The sequence below is a fragment of the Micromonospora desertarenae genome, assembly GCF_056150265.1.
This window is the reverse complement of sequence record NZ_JAXCFQ010000014.1, coordinates 155,560-173,696: the sequence shown is the minus strand read 5'-3', so window position 1 is coordinate 173,696 and position 18,137 is coordinate 155,560. Positions and strand designations below refer to the sequence as shown.

The 18,137-nt window shown below is 74.3% G+C and carries 14 protein-coding genes; 8 read left to right on the top strand and 6 right to left on the bottom strand.

Annotation, left to right across the window (positions count from 1 at the left end):
• Window position 1 precedes the first annotated feature (1 nt).
• Window positions 2–1,582 (top strand): MDR family MFS transporter, encoded by a 1,581-nt coding sequence (locus tag SM577_RS25735; RefSeq protein ID WP_302917213.1) that lies wholly within the window; start codon window positions 2–4, stop codon window positions 1,580–1,582.
• A 45-nt stretch (window positions 1,583–1,627) separates the two neighbouring features.
• On the opposite strand, the gene SM577_RS25730 is transcribed toward SM577_RS25735, so the two are convergent.
• A complete protein-coding gene (locus tag SM577_RS25730) occupies window positions 1,628–3,907 on the bottom strand; it encodes an LLM class flavin-dependent oxidoreductase (RefSeq protein ID WP_474588180.1) in 2,280 nt (759 codons plus the stop codon).
• A gap of 112 nt (window positions 3,908–4,019) precedes the next feature.
• Here SM577_RS25730 and SM577_RS25725 point away from each other — a divergent pair, with 112 nt between their 5' ends.
• A complete protein-coding gene (locus SM577_RS25725) occupies window positions 4,020–4,547 on the top strand; it encodes a MarR family winged helix-turn-helix transcriptional regulator (RefSeq protein ID WP_474581753.1) in 528 nt (175 codons plus the stop codon).
• Window positions 4,548–4,569: 22 nt separating this feature from the next.
• Here SM577_RS25725 and SM577_RS25720 read toward each other — a convergent pair whose 3' ends face one another.
• Both SM577_RS25720 and SM577_RS25715 read right to left on the bottom strand, forming a co-directional pair.
• On the bottom strand, window positions 4,570–5,214 hold the full coding sequence (locus SM577_RS25720; protein ID WP_302917216.1) for a LuxR C-terminal-related transcriptional regulator: 645 nt from the start codon (window positions 5,212–5,214) through the stop codon (window positions 4,570–4,572).
• Window positions 5,166–6,470 (bottom strand): sensor histidine kinase, encoded by a 1,305-nt coding sequence (locus SM577_RS25715; RefSeq protein WP_474588179.1) that lies wholly within the window; start codon window positions 6,468–6,470, stop codon window positions 5,166–5,168. The genes SM577_RS25720 and SM577_RS25715 overlap by 49 nt, the downstream gene beginning before the upstream one ends.
• A 142-nt stretch (window positions 6,471–6,612) precedes the next feature.
• Here SM577_RS25715 and SM577_RS25710 point away from each other — a divergent pair, with 142 nt between their 5' ends.
• Both SM577_RS25710 and SM577_RS25705 read left to right on the top strand, forming a co-directional pair.
• Complete coding sequence (locus tag SM577_RS25710) at window positions 6,613–8,730, top strand: MMPL family transporter (RefSeq protein WP_474588178.1); 2,118 nt, start codon at window positions 6,613–6,615, stop codon at window positions 8,728–8,730.
• 138 nt (window positions 8,731–8,868) lie between these two features.
• Entirely contained in the window at window positions 8,869–10,527 is a 1,659-nt protein-coding gene (locus SM577_RS25705) for an FAD-binding oxidoreductase (protein ID WP_474588177.1), read from the top strand.
• Between the two features lie 57 nt (window positions 10,528–10,584).
• Here the strand turns inward: SM577_RS25705 and SM577_RS25700 are convergent, their stop codons facing one another.
• Together SM577_RS25700 and SM577_RS25695 are read right to left on the bottom strand one after the other, a co-directional pair.
• The gene (locus SM577_RS25700; RefSeq protein ID WP_302917220.1) at window positions 10,585–11,706 is read right to left on the bottom strand and encodes a winged helix DNA-binding domain-containing protein; all 1,122 of its coding nucleotides are present in this window, start codon (window positions 11,704–11,706) and stop codon (window positions 10,585–10,587) included.
• Window position 11,707: 1 nt separating this feature from the next.
• The gene (locus SM577_RS25695) at window positions 11,708–11,848 is read right to left on the bottom strand and encodes an epoxide hydrolase N-terminal domain-containing protein (protein WP_474581749.1); all 141 of its coding nucleotides are present in this window, start codon (window positions 11,846–11,848) and stop codon (window positions 11,708–11,710) included.
• 63 nt (window positions 11,849–11,911) lie between these two features.
• Between SM577_RS25695 and SM577_RS25690 the strand changes: the two genes are divergently transcribed.
• Together SM577_RS25690 and rpsD are read left to right on the top strand one after the other, a co-directional pair.
• Window positions 11,912–12,967 (top strand): helix-turn-helix transcriptional regulator, encoded by a 1,056-nt coding sequence (locus SM577_RS25690; RefSeq protein ID WP_474588176.1) that lies wholly within the window; start codon window positions 11,912–11,914, stop codon window positions 12,965–12,967.
• Window positions 12,968–12,995: 28 nt separating this feature from the next.
• Complete coding sequence (gene rpsD / locus SM577_RS25685) at window positions 12,996–13,589, top strand: 30S ribosomal protein S4 (protein WP_474588175.1); 594 nt, start codon at window positions 12,996–12,998, stop codon at window positions 13,587–13,589.
• A gap of 30 nt (window positions 13,590–13,619) precedes the next feature.
• On the opposite strand, the gene SM577_RS25680 is transcribed toward rpsD, so the two are convergent.
• Window positions 13,620–14,093: a molybdenum cofactor biosysynthesis protein gene (locus SM577_RS25680; protein WP_474588174.1), complete on the bottom strand. Its 474-nt coding sequence runs from the start codon at window positions 14,091–14,093 to the stop codon at window positions 13,620–13,622.
• A gap of 438 nt (window positions 14,094–14,531) precedes the next feature.
• Between SM577_RS25680 and SM577_RS25675 the strand changes: the two genes are divergently transcribed.
• Both SM577_RS25675 and SM577_RS25670 read left to right on the top strand, forming a co-directional pair.
• A complete protein-coding gene (locus tag SM577_RS25675; RefSeq protein ID WP_474588173.1) occupies window positions 14,532–15,902 on the top strand; it encodes a glycoside hydrolase family 10 protein in 1,371 nt (456 codons plus the stop codon).
• 324 nt (window positions 15,903–16,226) lie between these two features.
• Window positions 16,227–18,104, top strand: a complete 1,878-nt coding sequence (locus SM577_RS25670) for an adenylyl cyclase (RefSeq protein ID WP_474588172.1) — start codon at window positions 16,227–16,229, stop codon at window positions 18,102–18,104.
• Window positions 18,105–18,137: the final 33 nt, after the last annotated feature.

The following is an 18,137-nucleotide window of genomic DNA, read 5'->3' as shown; positions in this document are numbered from 1 at the left end:
AATGACGGCTACCGCCCCACCCGCCGAGCCCGCCGAGGCCGGCGCGCGAATGTCGCGCCGGGAGGTCCTCCAGGCCCTCTCCGGCCTGATGGTCGGCATGTTCGTGTCGATCCTCGCCTCCACCGTGGTGGCGAACGCGCTGCCGCGGATCATCGCCGATCTCAACGGCAGCCAGACCGTCTACACCTGGATCGTCACCAGTGAACTGCTCGCCATGACGGCAACCGTGCCGCTGTGGGGCAAGATGGCCGACCTGTACAGCAAGAAGCTGCTGATCCAGCTGTCGCTCGGACTGTTCGTGGTGGGTTCGCTGATCGCGGGCCTCACCCCGAACGTCGAGGTGCTGCTGGTCAGCCGCGTGGTGCAGGGCATCGGGGCCGGCGGCATGACCGCGCTGGCCACCATCGTCATGGCGGCGATGATCCCGCCGCGCGAACTGGGCCGCTACGCCGGCATCTTCGGCGCGGTCTTCGGCGTGGGCACCGTCGCCGGGCCGCTGATCGGCGGGGTGCTGGTGGACACCTCGTGGCTGGGCTGGCGGTGGTGCTTCCTGATCGGCGTCCCGTTCACCCTGCTCTCCATCGTGCTGCTCCAGCGGACCCTGCACCTGCCGGTCGTCCGGCGGCGGGTCACCATCGACTGGCTCGGCGCCGTGCTGATCACCGCGGGCGTCAGCACGCTGCTGATCTGGTCCTCGCTGGCCGGTAACACGTTCGCCTGGGCCTCCGGCTGGACCGCCCTGATGGTGGTCGGCGGGATCGTGCTGCTGGCGCTGGCCGTCGTCGTGGAGGCGCGGGCGACCGACCCGATCGTCCCGCTGGACATCTTCCGCAACCGCACCGTCTCGCTGGCCACCGTCGCCAGCGTGCTGGTCGGCGTGGCGATGTTCGGCGGCACCGTCTTCCTGTCCCAGTACTTCCAGATCTCGCTGGGCAAGTCGCCGACCATCGCCGGCCTGATGAGCCTGCCGATGGTCTTCGGCCTGCTGGTCTCCTCGACGGTGGCCGGCCAGCTGATCACCAAGTACGGCCGGTGGAAGGCGTACCTGGTGGCCGGCGCGGCGGTGATGATCGTGGGGATGCTGCTGCTGGGCACCATCGACGCCGGCACCAGCGTGCTGGTGCTGTCGATCTACATGGCCGTGCTCGGCGTCGGCGTCGGCATGCTCATGCAGAACCTGGTGCTCGCCGCGCAGAACGACGTGCCGGCGCACGAGCTCGGCGCGGCGACCTCCGTGATCACCTTCTTCCGCAGCATGGGCGGCGCGATCGGGGTCAGCGCCCTGGGCGCCGTGCTGGCCAACCGGGTCACCTCGCTGATGACCGAGAAGCTCGGGCCGGCCGCCACCGGCGGCGGTGGCTCGGCCGAGGTGCCCGACCTGTCCGCGCTGCCCGAGCCGGTGCTGCGCGTCGTGCAGGAGGTCTACGGCGTCGCCACCGCCGACCTGTTCCTGGTCGGCGCCCCGTTCGCGGTGCTCGCCCTGATCGTGGTGCTGTTCATCAAGGAGAAGCCGCTGCACACGCTCAGCGGCGACGAGCGGCGGGCCCGGGAGGAGGCCGCCGCCCAGGCGGCCGGTCACTGACCCGTACGGCGGCGGGGTGGGCGATCGGCCCACCCCGCCGCCGCGTCACCGGGTGGCCGGCGGGACCGGGAAGTTGGTGTGGAACACCGCGTCCGGGTCGTAGGCGCGCTTGACCTGGCGCAACCGGCTCAGCGTGGGCTCCGGGAAGGCGTCGCGCAGCCGCTCGGGGCGCGGGTCGGTCTCGAAGCTCAGGTAGAGGCCGTCGGCGTGCGGGTACACCCAGGCGTCCCACGGCTCGTCCAGGGCGGAGCGGCGCACCCCGCCGCCGAAGGCGACGGCGGAGAAGTTCTGGTGCCGGTGCGGGTACGCGGTCTCGCCGGCCGGCACGTCGTTGACCGCCCCGCCCACGGCGCGCAGTTGCAGGAAGTACGAGACACCCTCGGTGACCAGCCGGGCGAGCCCGCCGGCCACCTCCGGGGTGAGGTGGGTGAACAGCCCCGAGCGGGTGATCGGGCCCAGCCCGCCGGACGCGTAGTGCGGCTCGGTGGGGAAGACGACCCCCGAGTACGGCATCAGTCGGGCCTCGTGGTCGAGCACCGGGGCGACGTCGGCGAGCCGGCGCAGCGCGGCGACCGCGGCGTCGGTGTCGTCGTTGGCGTAGACGGTCATCACCCGGGCCACCACCGACGGCGCGCCCCGGTTCGGGGACAGGATGATGAAGCTGGTCAGCTCGCGCGGCGAGGTCTCCACCACCTGCCCCCAGCGCGCCAGCACCCCGGCGGTGTCCGAGGCGTCGAGCAGCATGACGGAGTGGACGATGTCGCCCACCCGGTCGGCGGCGAGTTCCAGCGAGGTGACCGCGCCGACGTTGGCGCCGGCGCCGCGCAGCGCCCAGAACAGGTCGGGATGGTGCTCGGCGTCGGCGCGGACGATCCGGCCGTCGGCGAGGACCACCTCGGCGGCCCGGACGTGGTCGATGGTCAGCCCGTGCAGCCGGCCCATGAAGCCGATGCCGCCGGTGGTGGCCAGCCCGCCCACGCCGACCCCGCCGTAGTCGCCGGAGCTGATCGCCAGGCCGTGCGGGACGAGCTTCTCGGCGACCTGCCCCCAGCGGGCGCCGGCGCCCAGCCGGACCAGCCCGGTGCGCTCGTCGAGCAGCTCGATGCCGTCGAGGGCGCCCAGGTCGACGACGATGCCGCCGTCGTTGGTGGAGCGCCCGCTGATGCCGTGGCCGCCGGAGCGGAGCGCCATCGGCACCTCCTGCTTGCGGGCGTAGGCGAGCGCCTCGGCGACCTCCTCGGCGCTGCGCGGGCGCAGCACCAGGCCGGGCCGGCCGGCGCGCAGGTAGCCGGAGCGGACCGACTCGTACTCCCGGTCACCCGGCTCCACCACCCGGCTGGCCAGCGCGGCGGGCACGTCGTCGTAGGCGATGCCGGCCCGGCGAGCCGCCAGCGCGGCGCTGCCCCGCCGCCGGGCGACCGGCGCGGTGCCGGCGGAGGCCCGCTCCGCGGCGACGAGTTCCCGCAGCGCCGGGGCGACCTCCTGGCCGAAGGTCTGGATGGCGCGGGGGTCGTCGCCGATCAGGATGAAGGTGCCGATCCCCCGCTCCAGGACGTATGGGGCGAGTTGCTCGACCCACTGGGCGGGCGGCCCCTGGAGGAAGCCCCGGCCGCGCGGGGTGAAGGCGCCGCCGATGTTGAGCACCCGGCGGATCTCGGCGGGGTGGCGGCCGGCCCGGGTGGCCGCCTCGTCGATGGTCGCGTTGCCCTCGACCAGGCCGTCGTCGCCGACATACCGCAGGGTGACCGCCCAGCCGTCCGCGACCCGGCCGGTCAGCCGCAGCATCCGCGGTTTGAGCGCACCCAGCCAGATCGGGATGTCGTGGACCGGCGCCGGGCCGCGCTGCACACCGGCGACCCGGTGGTACGTGCCGTCCACGGTGAGCGCTGTCGGTTCGGCGGTGTCCCAGATCCCCCGGATGATCTCGATCCCCTCGGCCAGCGCCTGGACGCCCTGGCCCGGGGTGAGCCGCCGGCCACCCATCGCCTCGATGGCCTCCCAGAAGGCGCCGGCACCGAGCCCCAGGGTGAACCGGCCGGCGGAGAGCCGGTCCAGGCTGGCTGCCGAGCGCGCCAGCACCGCCGGCGGGCGCAGCGCCAGGTTGAGCACGTTGCCGGAGACCGAGATCCGCTCGGTGGCGGCCGCGACCCAGGTCAGCAGGGTCCAGGTGTCCAGGAATCCCGGCTGGTACGGGTGGTCCTGGAAGGTGGCGAGGTCGAGCCCGGCCGCCTCGGTGAGCTGCGCGAGCTGGACCGGCACCTGGGGGTTCTCGTTCTGGGGCGTGATGAACGTCCCGAATGTCAGCTCGTGCCCGTAGTCGGTCATGGATCCGCTCCGTCGTCCGCCATATTGTTTGCGCGACAAACGATACACGCTCCAACTCATCTGTCTCGTCGATGATATGTCTGCTCAATCACTGGCTGGTAGCATCGGCGGCATGACCACCGCTGGCGTTCCCACCCCGGTCGGCACCGACGGCGAACCGGAGTTCGTCGGCGAGTTCGGCTGGGCGCTGACCGTGCTGCTGCGGGAGTGGAGCGCCCGGGTGGCGGCGGCGGTCGGCGACCTGCCGTACGGCACCCGGGGCTACCAGGTGCTCGCGGCCGTGGTCCGCGACGAACCGCCCAGCCAGGCCTCGCTCGCCACCCGGCTGGGCATCGACCGCAGCGTGATGACCTACCTGATCGACCGCTGCGTGGAGTCCAACCTGGTGGAGCGCCAGCAGGACCCGACCGACCGGCGGGCCCGCCGGATCGTCCCCACCGGGCACGGGCGCCGCCGGCTCGACGAGCTGGACGCCCGGGTGCGCCAGGTGGAGGAGGAGCTGCTGGGCGCCCTGCCCGAGGCGGAGCGCGCGCTGCTGCACCGGCTGCTGCGGCAGGCGGCCAACGGCGTGGCGCACGACCCGGACCGCTGCGCGGTCACCGCGGACGCCATGCGCGGCGGCACCGGCTCGCCGGCCTGACCGGGTCGCGGCGGCCGCGCTCTCAGCCGTTCAGGTACGCCAGCACGGCCAGCACCCGCCGGTTGTCGTCGTCCGACGGCGGCATGCCGAGCTTGCTGAAGATGTTGTTGATGTGCTTGCTGACCGCCTTCTCGGTGACGAACAGCCGGCCGGCGATCGCCGCGTTCGACCGCCCCTCCGCCATCAGGCCCAGCACCTCGCGCTCGCGCGCGGTCAGCTCGGCCAGCCGCTGCCCGCCGGTGTTGCGGGCCAGCAACTGGGAGACCACGTCCGGGTCCATCACCATGCCGCCGGCCGCCACCCGGCGCACCGCGTCGACGAACTGGTCGACGTTGGACACCCGGTCCTTGAGCAGGTAGCCCACTCCCCCGGCACGGTCGGAGAGCAGCTCCCGGGCGTACAGCTGCTCGACGTGCTGGGACAGCACCAGGATCGGCAGGCCGGGCAGCCGGGTGCGGGCCTGCAACGCCGCCTGGAGGCCCTCGTCGGTGAAGGTGGGCGGCAGGCGTACGTCGACCACCGCCACGTCGGGACGGTGCCGGGTCAGCGCGGGCAGCACGGACGGCCCGTCCGCGACCGCCTCGACCACCTGGAAGCCGAACGCGTCGAGGATGCGGGTCAGCCCGTCCCGGAGGAGGGCGAGATCCTCGGCGATGACAACTCGCACGGCAGCTCCATGGTCACGACGGTGGGCCCGCCCGGCGGGCTGGTCACCGACATCGTTCCATCGAAGGCTGCCAGGCGGCGCCGCACACCCGCCAGGCCGGTCCCCGCGTCCGGTCGCGCGCCGCCCCGGCCGTCGTCGCCGACCACCATGACCAGCCGGCCGTCCCGGTGCGCCATCCGGATCCAGGCGCGCGCCGCGCCACTGTGCTTGGTCACGTTGGCCAGCGCCTCCGCCACCGCGAAGTACGCCGCCGATTCGACCGCCGCCGGCGGGCTGCCCGGCAACTCCACGTCCACCGTCACGGGCAGCGGCACGGCCAGCGCGAGCGCCTCGACCGCCCCGCCGAGGCCGCGTTCGGCGAGCACCGGCGGGTAGATGCCGCGGACCAGGTCGCGCAGCTCGACCAGGGCCTGCCCGCTGGCCTCCTGGGCCTCGGCCAGCAGCCGTCGCGCCGCCGCCGGGTCGTCGGCCATCAGCTTCCCGGCCAGCCCGATGCTCATGCGCAGCGCCACCAGCCGGGCCTGCGCCCCGTCGTGCAGGTCGCGCTCGATCCGGCGCAGCTCGGCCGCCTGGGTGTCGACCGTGTCGGCCCGGGTGACGGTCAGCTGCCGCACCCGCAGCGCCAGCTCCTGCGCCCTGGTCGGGGTGAGGAAGAAGCCGGCGAAGCGCAGGTGCAGCCAGACCAGCCAGGGCGCCACCGCCAGCCCGCCGATCAGGAAGAACCATCCCTGCGGTACGGACGCCCACGCCTCGACGATGTTGTCCATCGGCCAGAACACGCCGTAGCCGTACCAGTCGATGGTCAGGTAGAGCACCAGGGGCACCAGCAGCACGCCCTCCAGCCCGTACGCCGGCAGCACGAACGCCAGCAGGCAGGCCGCGCCGGTGATCGCACCCGGCACCAGCCAGGCGAAGTCCCGCCAGGTGGCCGGGTCGGCGACCACCCACCGGAACCGCCGCCAGGTGCCGATCTGCGCGTCGGCCGGCTTCGGCCGGTACGGGGTGGCCATCGGGATCCCGCCCCACCGGGCCAGCCGGCGCTGCGCCCCCAGGCAGAGCCGCACCAGCGCGGTCACCACCGGGAAGAGCGCGAACCCGATGCCGAACACCGGGATCAGCGCGAGCGACACCACCGAGAGCGCGAACAGCGCGACGTTGGTGGTCAGGCAGAGCAGCGCCAGCGCCAGGCCCTGCACGGCGGCGATCGCGCCCGGCCGGAGCCACTGCCGGGCGAACAGGCGTACGGAGCTGTGCACGGCTCCCATTCTGGGCCACGGCCGCCGCCGCATCGGTGGTGCCAGCACCACCGGAGTTCGGGACGTGACACCCCTGCCCCGGCCGGTCCGGGGCCGAAGGATCGACGGCGTGAGAACAACCAACCCGCGGAGGGAACCCGCCATGTTCCGGCACCGCCTGGCCGGCCTGCCGTCCGGTCGACGATCCAAGTACGTCCTGCTCGTCTTCTGGCTCATCGTCATCTCGGCGGCCGGGCCGCTGGCGCTCAAGCTCACCGAGGTGCAGGAGAACGACACCCTCGGCGCGCTGCCCGCCGGCGTCGAACACAGCCGGGCGGCGCAGCGGGCGGAGTCCGCGTTCCCCGACTCGGGGGCCCCGCTGGCGATCGCGGTCTACGTCCGGGACGGCGGTCTCACCGCCGCCGACCGGGCGAAGGTCGACGCCGACCGGGCCGCCTTCGCGGCGTACGCCGACGGCGGGCAGGTGCCCGCGGCGGTGCCGAGCGAGGACGGCCGGGCGCTGCTGCTCTCCTTCCCGGTCGCCGGGGACGACGAGCGCCGCGGCACCGCGGTCACCGAGCTCAAGGACCGGCTCACCGCCGACCCCCCGGCCGGCCTGCGGACCGCACTGACCGGCCCGGCCGCCGCCGAGCACGACGTGTTCGACGCGTTCGGCGGCATGGACAGCGCGTTGCTGCTGGCCACCGCGGCCACCGTCGCCCTGCTGCTGCTGGTCACCTACCGCAGTCCGGTGCTCTGGCTCATCCCGCTGCTCACCGCGGCGTTCGCCAGCCAGCTCGCCAGCGCTGTCGTCTACCTGCTGGCCCGGCACGCCGGGCTGGCGGTCGACTTCCAGAGCCAGAGCATCCTCACCGTGCTGGTGTTCGGCGTCGGCGTGGACTACGCGCTGCTGCTCATCGCCCGCTACCGGGAGGAGCTGCGCCGGCACGCCGACCGGCACGCCGCGATGGCGGTGGCCCTGCGCCGCTCGCTCGGCGCGATCGGCGCCTCCGCGGCGACCGTGGCGATCGGTCTGCTCTGCCTGCTGGCCGCGCAACTGCCGTCCACCCGGGGGCTCGGCCCGGTCGGCGCGGTCGGCATCGTGGCCGCCCTGCTCGCCATGACCACCCTGCTGCCGGCCGTGCTGGTGCTGTTCGGTCGCTGGCTGTTCTGGCCGTTCGTGCCGCGCTACGCGCCGGACGCGGCCGACGTGGACGTGGCCGCCGACCACCGGGTGTGGCGGCGGATCGCCGGCCTGGTCGGCCGCCGGCCCCGGACGGTGTGGATCGGCACGGCCGCGGCGCTGGTCGCGCTCAGCTTCGGCATCGGCAACCTCAGCGTCGGCCTGCCCGGCGACGAGACGTTCACCCGGGAGGTCGGCTCGATCACCGGCCAGCGGATGATCGCGGCGCACTACCCGAGCGGCACGGTCGCGCCCGCCGACATCCTGGCCACCGCGGACCGCGCCGACCAGGTGGTCACGGCCGCCCGCGCCGTGCCCGGGGTGGCCGAGGTGGGCGCGCCGGAACGCTCGCCGGACGGCCGGTGGGTGCGGATCGCGGCGGTGCTGGCGGACACCCCGGACAGCGCCGCCGCCCTGGAGACCGTGGAGCGGCTGCGCACCGCCGTGCACGCGGTGCCCGGCGCGCAGGCGCTGGTCGGCGGGGACACCGCCTACCTGCTGGACGAGGAACGCACGGTCGACCGGGACAACCGGCTGGTGGTGCCGCTGATCCTGGCGGTGGTGTTCGTCATCCTGATCGTGCTGCTGCGGGCGCTGGTCGCGCCGCTGCTGCTGCTGGCGAGCGTGGTGCTGTCGTACCTCGCGGCGCTGGGCGCGGCCGGGCTGATCCTCGACGCGATGGGGCACGCCAAGCTGTTCGTCGGGATCCCGTTGCAGACGTTCCTGTTCCTGGTCGCCCTGGGCGTTGACTACACCATCTTCCTCACCACCCGGGCGCGGGAGGAGGCGGCGCTGCTCGGTCACCGGCAGGGCGTGCTGCACGCGCTGACCGTGACCGGCGGGGTGATCACCAGCGCGGGCGTGGTGCTGGCGGCCACCTTCGGCGCGCTGAGCGTGCTGCCGCTGGTGCCGTCGGTGCAGTCCGCCGTGATCGTGGGCGTCGGCGTGCTGCTCGACACGTTCCTGGTGCGCAGCCTGCTCGTGCCGGCGCTCGCCCTGGAGATCGGCCGCCGCACCTGGTGGCCGAGCGCGCTGGCCCGCCCGGCGTCCCGGGCCGCCCGGCACCGCCCGGCCGAGCCGGTACCGGCCACCTCCTGACCGAGGTACACGGGGGTGGCCGCCGCCGGCGGCCACCCCTTCGGCGCAGGGGCCGCCGGCCGCCGGGATACCGGACACCGCGCCGGTCGAGTACGTTACGGCGGATCGGGCTGGGCTGGGTGACGGCGGGGAGGCCGGATGGCCGGGAAGCACCGTTCGTGGTGGGGCTGGGGTCACGTCGAGGACGCGGTGACCGGCGCGGAGGCCGCGGCACTGACCGACCGGGTGCGGGCCCTGCTGCCCGACGCCGACCTGACCGCGCGCGTCCCGCCGCCGGTGGCCGAGCTGGGTCTGCGGGCCCCGCGGGTGGCCCCGCCGGCGTCGCTGGCCCACCTCTGCTCCACCGACGAGACCGACCGGGCGGCGCACGCGCACGGCAAGGCGTTCCGGGACGTCGTCCGGAACCTGCACGGCGACGTCCGGCACCCGCCGGACCTGGTCGTCCGCCCGGCGTCCGAACGGGACGTGGTCGACGTGCTGGACTGGTGCGCCGGGGCCGGGATCGCGGTGATCCCGTACGGCGGCGGCTCGTCGGTGGTCGGCGGCGTGGAACCACGGGTGGCCGACGGCTACCCCGGCGGGGTCAGCCTCGACCTCGGCCGGCTCGACCGGGTGCGGGAGGTCGACCGGACCAGCCGGGCGGCGCGGATCCAGGCCGGCGTGTTCGGCCCGGCGCTGGCCGACCAGCTCCGCGGGCACGATCTCACGCTGCGGCACTTCCCGCAGTCGTTCGAGTTCTCCACGCTGGGCGGCTGGCTGGCCACCCGGGCCGGCGGCCACTACGCGACGGTGCTCACCCACATCGACGACCTGGTGGAGTCGCTGCGGGTGGTGACCCCGGCCGGCACCAGCGAGTCCCGCCGGCTGCCCGCCTCCGGCGCGGGGCCGTCGCCCGACCGGCTCTTCCTCGGCTCCGAGGGCGCGCTCGGCGTCATCACCGAGGCGTGGCTGCGCCTGCAGGAGCGGCCGCGCTGGCGGGCGGACGCGGCGGTGCACTTCGACGAGTACGACGCGGCGGTGGCCGCCACCCGGGCGATCGCCCAGTCCGGGCTGCACCCGAGCAACTGCCGGCTGCTCGACCCGGCGGAGGCGCTGCTCAACGCCGGCGTCGCCAGCACCGGCGGGGTTCTCGTGCTCGGCTTCGAGTCCGCCGACCACCCGGTCGGGCCGGGGCTGGACCGCGCCGTCGAGCTGTGCCGCGACCACGGCGGTGCGCTGCCCGACCCGCCCCGGGTCGGCCCGGCGTCCAGCGAGCGGGGTGGCGCCGTGGACACCTGGCGCTCGGCGTTCCTGCGGATGCCGTACCAGCGCGACGCCCTCGCCGCCCGGTCGATGATCGTGGAGACCTTCGAGACCGCCTGCACCTGGGACCGCTTCCCCGCGCTGCGCGCCGCGGTGCTCGACGCCGCCGCGGCGGCGCTGCGCGAGGTCGGCGCGACCGGCGTGGTCACCTGCCGGTTCACCCACGTCTACCCGGACGGGCCGGCCCCCTACTTCGGCGTCTACGCCACCGGCCGGTGGGGCGGCACGCTCGCCCAGTGGGACGAGATCAAGCACGCCGTCTCCGAGGCGCTGCTCGCCGCCGGCGGCACCATCACCCACCACCACGCCGTCGGCCGGGACCACCGGCCCTGGTACGACCGGCAGCGCCCGGAGCCGGTCGGGTTGGCGCTGCGCGCCGCGAAGGCGGCGCTCGACCCGTCCTGGGTGCTCAACCCCGGTGTGCTGCTCGACGCCGCACCGGGCGGCGAGGGCCCGGCCGGGCGGCGGGCCGAGGCGGGCGCCGGCGATCGATGAGGTGCGGCGGCCGGCCAGCGAGGTGGACGCGCAGCCGCGTCCGGGCCGCGCCGGCCGTCACGAGGGACGCAGGATCCGCACCTCGGGCGCGGCCGCGTCCGGCGCGGCGAACCGGAGCACCCGCTCCCCCTCGGCCCGCACCGCCGCCAGCTCGTCGGGCGGGATGCGGGCGAACGGCCGCACGGTCACCACGCCCGCGCGGCGGTCCAGCTCCCAGATCCCGGCCACCATGCCGTCGACCAGCACGGTGGGCGCCACCAGGTCGCCCACGCAGACCCGGCGGCGGACCTCGTCGGTCATGACCCGGCTCCGGTCGGCGTGGGCGAGCAGCAGGTTGTCGAAGCCGGCGAGCAGGCGCACCGGCGCCGGGGTGGCCGGGTCGGGCCGGGGCGCGTCCGGCAGGTCGTACCGCAGGCGCCCGTCCTCGTCCCGGAAGACGCGCAGCTCGGCGGCCATCCCGGCGATGACCTCCCGCAGGCCGGCGACGCCCGACCAGGCCCGTACGTCGGCGGCGGTGGCCGGGCCGAACGCGGCCAGATGGCGCCGGACCAGCCGGCGCGGGTCCGGCGGGTCCAGCGGCCCCAGCACCGGTTCGGCCAGGGCGAACGGGGTGGCCCCGGTCGCGTCCCAGGTGCCGCTGGGCGCGGGGTGCAGCAGCGGCAGCAGGTACTGCACCGACCAGGCCAGGGCGGTGCCGTCGGCGCCGGGCCGGCCGGCCGCGAGCCGCCGCCCGAGGTCCGGCCGGGTGAGCGCCGCCCCGGCCAGGATCTCCCGCGCCTCGGCGACCACCGCGGCCAGGTCGATCCCGGCGGTACGCCGGCCGAACGCGTTGCGCTGCACCCGGGTCAGCAGCGGGGTCAGTACCGGCCGCAACGCCCGGTAGTCCGCGGCGGTGACCAGGTGCTGGGTGGCCCGCATCATCGTCGACCGCACCAGCCGGCCGGTCTCGATCGCGGCGGTCAGGTCGGCGGCGGTGAAGCCGGCCAGCCGCGAGTGCAGGGCCAGGTACGGGTCGTTGGCGTGCTGCGCGTTGAGGCCGCCCAGCCGGGCGGTGGCCGTGACGACGTCCAGCGGCGCCCGCCGCAGCAGCAGTTGGCGGGCCAGGGTGGCCCGGCCCAGCGCCCGCCGGTCGAGCGTCTCGACCGGCGCGCCGGTGGTTCCCGGCCGGCGGGCGCCCATCTCAGCGGACCTTCCGGAAGAAGGCCCGGACGTCGGGCAGCTCGGGCCAGCGGGTGTTCGCCAGCCGGGCGCGCAGGTCGTCGAGCCGGTCCTGCGGGACGTCGATGCGGAACGGGTGGATGTCGGGGTCTGCCGTCGTCATGGTGGCCACGCTAGGAGCCGCTCAGGACAGTTCCGGTCCTAACCTGCTGGCATTCTGGTCGGCATGCTGAAGGCTCCGGCGCGGCTGCTCAAACTGCTGTCGTTGTTGCAGACCCACCGGCACTGGTCCGGCGCCGAGTTGGCCGACCGGCTCGGGGTCACCGTGCGCACGATCCGCCGGGACGTGGACCGGCTGCGCGAGCTGGGTTACCCGGTGGACGCCGTCCAGGGCACCGCCGGCTACCGGCTCGGCGCCGGCGCCGCGTTGCCGCCGCTGCTGCTCGACGACGACGAGGCGGTGGCCGTCGCGATCGGTCTGCGCACCGCCGCGGCCAGTTCGGTGACCGGCATCGACGAAACGGCGCTGCGCGCGTTGACCAAGCTGGAGCGGGTGCTGCCGGCCCGGCTCCGGCACCGGGTCACCACCGTGCAGCACGCCACCGTACGGGCCGGCGCGCCCGGACTCACCGTCGACGCCGACGTCCTGGTGGCCGTCTCCGACGCCTGCCACCGGCGGGAACGGCTGCGCTTCGACTACACCGACCACCACGGCGCACGGTCGGTGCGGCTGGTCGAGCCGCAGGCGCTGGTCAACTGGGGTCGGCACTGGTACCTGGTCGCCTGGGACACCGACCGGGCCGACTGGCGTTCCTTCCGGGTCGACCGGCTCCACCCCCGGATACCGACCGGCCCCCGCTTCGCCCGGCGCGATCCCCCCGACGGCGACGTGACGGCGTACCTGGCCCGGCAGCTCTCCGCCGGGGTGTGGGCGGTGCGGGCCACGGTCACCGTGCACCGGCCGGCCGCCGTGGTCGCCGAACGGATCTGGCCCGGCATGGGCGCGGTCGAGCCGGTCGGCCCGGACAGCTGCCTGGTCCACCTCGGCGCCGACACGGCCGCCGACCTGGCCTGGATGGTGGCGGTGATCGGCCTCGACGTCACCGTCACCGGGCCACCGGAACTCGTCGACGCGGTACGCGCGCTCGGCGATCGGTGCCGCCGGGCGCTGGCACCGCCGGCCGACCGGTCGGGCGAGGCTCGGGCGCCGGCGGGCGGGAGCTCGCCGGCCGGGTCACCCGGATCGGGTGAGGCCGGTTCACCCGGGTCGGGGGCAGGGTGAGGGCCACGGCGAGTCGAGGGAGGACACCATGCTGCGGTCCAAGGTCAACGTCGCGCCCACCGACGAGGTGCCGCTCAAGCCGGCGTGGGGTTACCGGCTGCGCCGGCAGCAGCATCCGATCGGCCGGCGGGGCGGGCCGCGCCGGGCTCCCCGCGGCTACCGGCTGCCCGACGCCGAGCGGCACCGGCTCCGGACCGCGTACGACCTGCGGGAGCGGCAACTGGTCCGGGCCCTGGTGACGGCCGCCGGGCAACCGGGCGACGCGGCGGAGAACCTGGCTGGGCAGTTGGAACAGCGGCTGGACGCGCTGGTGCACCGGGCCGGCTTCGCCCGCACCGTGACCGAGGCCCGTCACCTGATCGGGAACAACACGTTCTCCCTCGACGGCGGCAAGGTCAACCAACCGTCGTACCTGGTCCGCCCCGGGCAGGTCATCCAGGTGCGGCCGGAGAAGCAGTGCCCCACCCCGACCGCGGTGGCCGCCGGGGGCTTCACCGCCACCGAGGCCCCGCCCTACCTGGAGGTGCGGCCGGCGGAGTTCACCGCGACGCTGACCCGGGAACCGCGCCGGCAGGAGGTGCCGGACCTGCGTGACGTGCCGCTCACCGTCCAGCCCGGCTAGCGGCGCCCCGGCCGGTGCCGCCGGCGGGCGTCAGCGGCTGATCGTCACGTCGACCGGCCCGACGCGCAGGGTGCCGTCGTCCAGCGGGGTGCAGCGCACGCCGCCCCGGCGGCGCAACGCCTTCCACGCGCCCGGGCCGATGGTGACCTCCATCCAGGCGCAGGGGTTCGCCGGGCGGTTGACCCGCAGCCGGACCGGACCCGCGCCGGAATCCAGCGTGAGCACGGCTCCGATCAGTTCGTCCACGGCGATCCCGGTGGTGAGCACGTTGCGCCGGACCTGCACCAGGTCGACCCCGGGCGGCAACGACTCCCGCGCGATCACTGTCACGCTCGCCTCGCGGTGCGCCGGCTTGCCGAAGTACCGGTCGCCGACGATGCCGAGGCCGGCCCGGAGCTGGACCTGGTCGACCAGTTCGCCGGGTGGGGCCGGTGCCGGGCCGTCGGCGGGCCGGCCCACGTAGCGGTGCACCGGCGAGGCCAGCAACTGCACGATCCGCGGCACCCAGCGATTCTACGGAGTCGCCGGCCCCCGCCTGGCCGTCCCGCCGGATAACCGGCCCGGTTGGACCGGGACACCGCCGGCGGGCCGGACCGGCGCCGGACCGGCGAACCACCGGCCACGCGTTACGGAACTCCCCCGGAACATCCATCCAGAGGGATATCCAGCAGATCATCCCGGGTAACCGTGGCCAGCTTCGCCGACTGCTGGATAGAGGCTCTGGCCTGCCTGTTTTCTCCGAGGAGACCTCGCAACCCCCTCCTTAGCTATCGTTAGTTTTCCGGAAATTCTTGCCGCGCCGATCGGTCGCTGCGATACTCCACATCTATTCGGGTCGATACCCGGTCGGCGTTCCACCGGCGGCCGGTCGCGACCCCGACACACCCCCACCACACCAGGCCGGCGCGCCACCAAGCCCGGTCGCCAGCAGAAGGGGCAGAGATGATCGACAGCTGCCAGCGGGACAACCGTCCGAAATCGACAGCACGAAGGCGGGCGGCCCTCGCCCTCGCCGCCGTTGGTCTGCTCGCCGCGGGCGGAGCCGTGGTGCTGCCCGTCGCGGCCAGCGCCGGCACCACCCTGGGCGCCTCCGCGGCGGAGCGCGGCCGGTACTTCGGCGCCGCCGTGGCCGCCAACAAGCTCAGCGACAGCGCGTACACCACGATCCTGAACCGCGAGTTCAACTCGGTGACGCCCGAGAACGAGATGAAGATCGACGCCACCGAGCCGCAGCAGGGGCAGTTCACCTTCACCAACGCCGACCGGATCGTCAGCCACGCCCGCAGCCGCGGGATGAGCGTGCGCGGCCACACCCTGGCCTGGCACTCCCAGCAGCCGGGCTGGATGCAGAACATGAGCGGCAGCGCGCTGCGTCAGGCCATGCTCAACCACGTCACCCAGGTGGCCACCCACTTCCGCGGCCAGGTCGTGGCGTGGGACGTGGTGAACGAGGCGTTCGCCGACGGCAGCACCGGCGCCCGCCGCGACTCCAACCTCCAGCGCACCGGCAACGACTGGATCGAGGCGGCGTTCCGCGCCGCCCGGGCCGCCGACCCCGGCGCGAAGCTCTGCTACAACGACTACAACACCGACGACTGGACGCACGCCAAGACCCAGGCCGTGTACAACATGGTCCGCGACTTCAAGCAGCGCGGCGTACCGATCGACTGCGTCGGCCTCCAGTCGCACTTCAACAGCGGCTCGCCGTACCCGGCCAACTACCGCACCACGCTGTCCAGCTTCGCCGCCCTCGGCGTCGACGTGCAGATCACCGAGCTGGACATCCAGAACGCCCCGGCCGACACGTACCGCAACGTGGTCAACGACTGCCTCGCCGTCTCCCGCTGCACCGGGATCACCGTCTGGGGCATCCGGGACAGCGACTCCTGGCGAGCCGACCAGAACCCGCTGCTGTTCACCAGCAGCGGCGCCAAGAAGCCGGCGTACGACGCGGTCCTGGCCGCCCTCAACGGCGGCACCACCCCGAGCACTCCCCCCACCACCCCGCCGACCACCGGGCCGACCACCCCGCCGCCCGGCGGCAGTTGCACCGCGACCCTGCGCGACGGCACCCGGTGGGGCGACCGGTTCAACAGCGAGGTCACCGTCAGCGGAGCCAGCAACTGGACGGTCGTCGTCGCGGTGACCCCGCCGCAGAAGGTCTCGGCGACCTGGAACGGCACCCCGAGCTGGGACAGCAGCGGCAACGTGATGACCATGCGGTCCAACGGCAGCGGCAACGTCTTCGGCTTCACCACCATGGCCAACGGCAACTGGACCCGGCCCCAGGTCCGGTCCTGTACCGCCTCCTGACCCGACGACACCCGACCGGGGGTGGCGACGCGGCGCGTCGCCACCCCCGCGCGTGTGCCGGCCCGGCCCCCGGGGGCGAGGGTCCGCCGTGGACCGCCCGGTCGCCGGCCGTCCGGAAAATCGATGCTCCCGCCGGTAGCGGGCGACCCGGTTCACAGGGTAGAAACAAGCCACCCCCTTCTTTCACAACGTGATACAAGTCGGCGAGATCGAGAGAGCGCTCTCACAGGGCCCCCTCGGCAGCCGCCAGTGGCAGGTCTCCTTCCCCCCACCCACGTCGCTGCGTCCGGGAGCAGGTGCCGGCCAGCGGAGAGGACGAACCGCATGACGACGCATCCCCGCGCCCGACGGCGGCGCACCGCCGGCCGGGCGCTCGCCCTCGGACTCGCGCTGGCCGCCAGCGCCGCCCTGACCGGCACCGCCGCCACCGCCGGCCCGCCCCGGCACGGTACGCCGGACTTCGGGCCCAACGTCACCATCTTCGACCCGAGCATGCCGGTGGGCGAGATCCAGGCGACCCTGGACGCGGCGCACGCCCGCCAGGTCGACGCCGAAATGGGCACCGCCCGGCACGCCTACCTGTTCAAGCCGGGCAGCTACGGCACCGCCGAGCAGCCGTTGCAGGTCAAGGTCGGCTACTACACCGAGGTCGCCGGGCTGGGCGCCACACCCACCGATGTCGACGTCAACGGCAAGATCGAGGTCTACAACCGCTGCCTGGCCGACGGCGGCGCGGGCAACTGCATCGCCCTGGTCAACTTCTGGCGCACGCTGTCCAACCTGTCCATCGACATCGACGCCACCGGCCAGGACGGCTGCCGGTCGTCGGCGAACTTCTGGGCCGTGTCCCAGGCGGTGTCGATGCGCCGGCTGGACATCGCCGGCGGCAACCTGTCGCTGATGGACTACTGCACCGCCGGCCCGCAGTACGCCAGCGGCGGCTTCATCGCCGACTCCCGGCTGCCCGCCACCACCAACGGCTCGCAGCAGCAGTGGCTGACCCGCAACAGCGAGGTCGCCGGCTGGTCCAACGCGGTGTGGAACCAGGTCTTCGCCGGCGTGGTGGGCGCGCCGGACGACGCCGGCTTCCCCGACCCGCCGTACACCACGCTGGACACCACCCCGCTCAGCCGGGAGAAGCCCTACCTGTTCGTCGACGCCAAGGGCCGCTACCAGGTCCGGGTGCCCGCGGTGCGACGCGACAGCCGCGGCGTCACCTGGGCCGACGGCCTGACCCCGGGCCGGACCATCCCGATCGGCGACTTCTTCATCGCCAAGCCGTCCGATCCGGTCCGGGTCATCAACAGCCAGCTCGCCCGCGGCAAGCACCTGTTGCTCACCCCGGGCGTGTACGACATCGCCCGCAGCATCCAGGTCAAGCGGCCGAACACCGTGGTCCTCGGCCTGGGGCACGCCACCCTCACCGCGGTGGACGGGTCGGTGCCGCTGGACGTCGCCGGCGTGCCCGGCGTGGTGATCGCCGGCGTCACCATCGACGCGGGCCCGACCGAGTCGCCGGTGCTGCTGCGGGTGGGCGCCAAGCACGGCCGCAACCACAGCACGCCGTGGAACCCGACCACCCTCTCCGACGTGTACTTCCGGGTCGGCGGCCCGCACATCGGCCGGACGGACATCGCGCTGGAGGTCAACAGCGACCACGTCCTCATCGACCACACCTGGGTGTGGCGCGGCGACCACGGCGTCGAGGGCTTCACCGAGGGCGTCAACGGCGACACCGACCGGTGGCGGACCAACACCGGTCGGTACGGCGCGGTGATCAACGGCGACCACGTGACCGCGACCGGGCTCTTCGTCGAGCACTTCCAGCGCTACAACACCGTCTGGAACGGCGAGCACGGCACCACGGTCCTGTACCAGAACGAGCTGCCGTACGACCCGCCGACGCAGGCCGACTGGATGAACGGCGGGGTCGAGGGCTGGGCCGGGTACAAGGTCGGCGACCGGGTCCGGCACCACACGTTGTACGGCGGCGGCGTCTACGTGTTCAACCAGAACAACCCGTCGATCCACACCGAGAACGGCTTCGAGGTCCCGGTGACCCCGGGCGTGCGGCTGCACCACGTGATGACCGTCAACCTCAGCGCCGGCACGATCGACCACGTGGTCAACGGCGTGGGCGAGGCGGCCGACACCACCCGGGTCGGCGCGCCGGTCTACGTCGCGCAGTACCCCGTCCCGTAACGGCGACCGACAGCACGGGCCGGAGCCGGTTAT

Coding starts and splice junctions, on each gene's coding strand:
- SM577_RS25735 (WP_302917213.1), top strand. CDS start 2: ATGACGGCTACCGCCCCACCCGCCGAGCCCGCCGAGGCCGGCGCGCGA.
- SM577_RS25730 (WP_474588180.1), bottom strand. CDS start 3,907: ATGACCGACTACGGGCACGAGCTGACATTCGGGACGTTCATCACGCCC.
- SM577_RS25725 (WP_474581753.1), top strand. CDS start 4,020: ATGACCACCGCTGGCGTTCCCACCCCGGTCGGCACCGACGGCGAACCG.
- SM577_RS25710 (WP_474588178.1), top strand. CDS start 6,613: ATGTTCCGGCACCGCCTGGCCGGCCTGCCGTCCGGTCGACGATCCAAG.
- SM577_RS25705 (WP_474588177.1), top strand. CDS start 8,869: ATGGCCGGGAAGCACCGTTCGTGGTGGGGCTGGGGTCACGTCGAGGAC.
- SM577_RS25700 (WP_302917220.1), bottom strand. CDS start 11,706: ATGGGCGCCCGCCGGCCGGGAACCACCGGCGCGCCGGTCGAGACGCTC.
- SM577_RS25695 (WP_474581749.1), bottom strand. CDS start 11,848: ATGACGACGGCAGACCCCGACATCCACCCGTTCCGCATCGACGTCCCG.
- SM577_RS25690 (WP_474588176.1), top strand. CDS start 11,912: ATGCTGAAGGCTCCGGCGCGGCTGCTCAAACTGCTGTCGTTGTTGCAG.
- rpsD (WP_474588175.1), top strand. CDS start 12,996: ATGCTGCGGTCCAAGGTCAACGTCGCGCCCACCGACGAGGTGCCGCTC.
- SM577_RS25675 (WP_474588173.1), top strand. CDS start 14,532: ATGATCGACAGCTGCCAGCGGGACAACCGTCCGAAATCGACAGCACGA.
- SM577_RS25670 (WP_474588172.1), top strand. CDS start 16,227: ATGACGACGCATCCCCGCGCCCGACGGCGGCGCACCGCCGGCCGGGCG.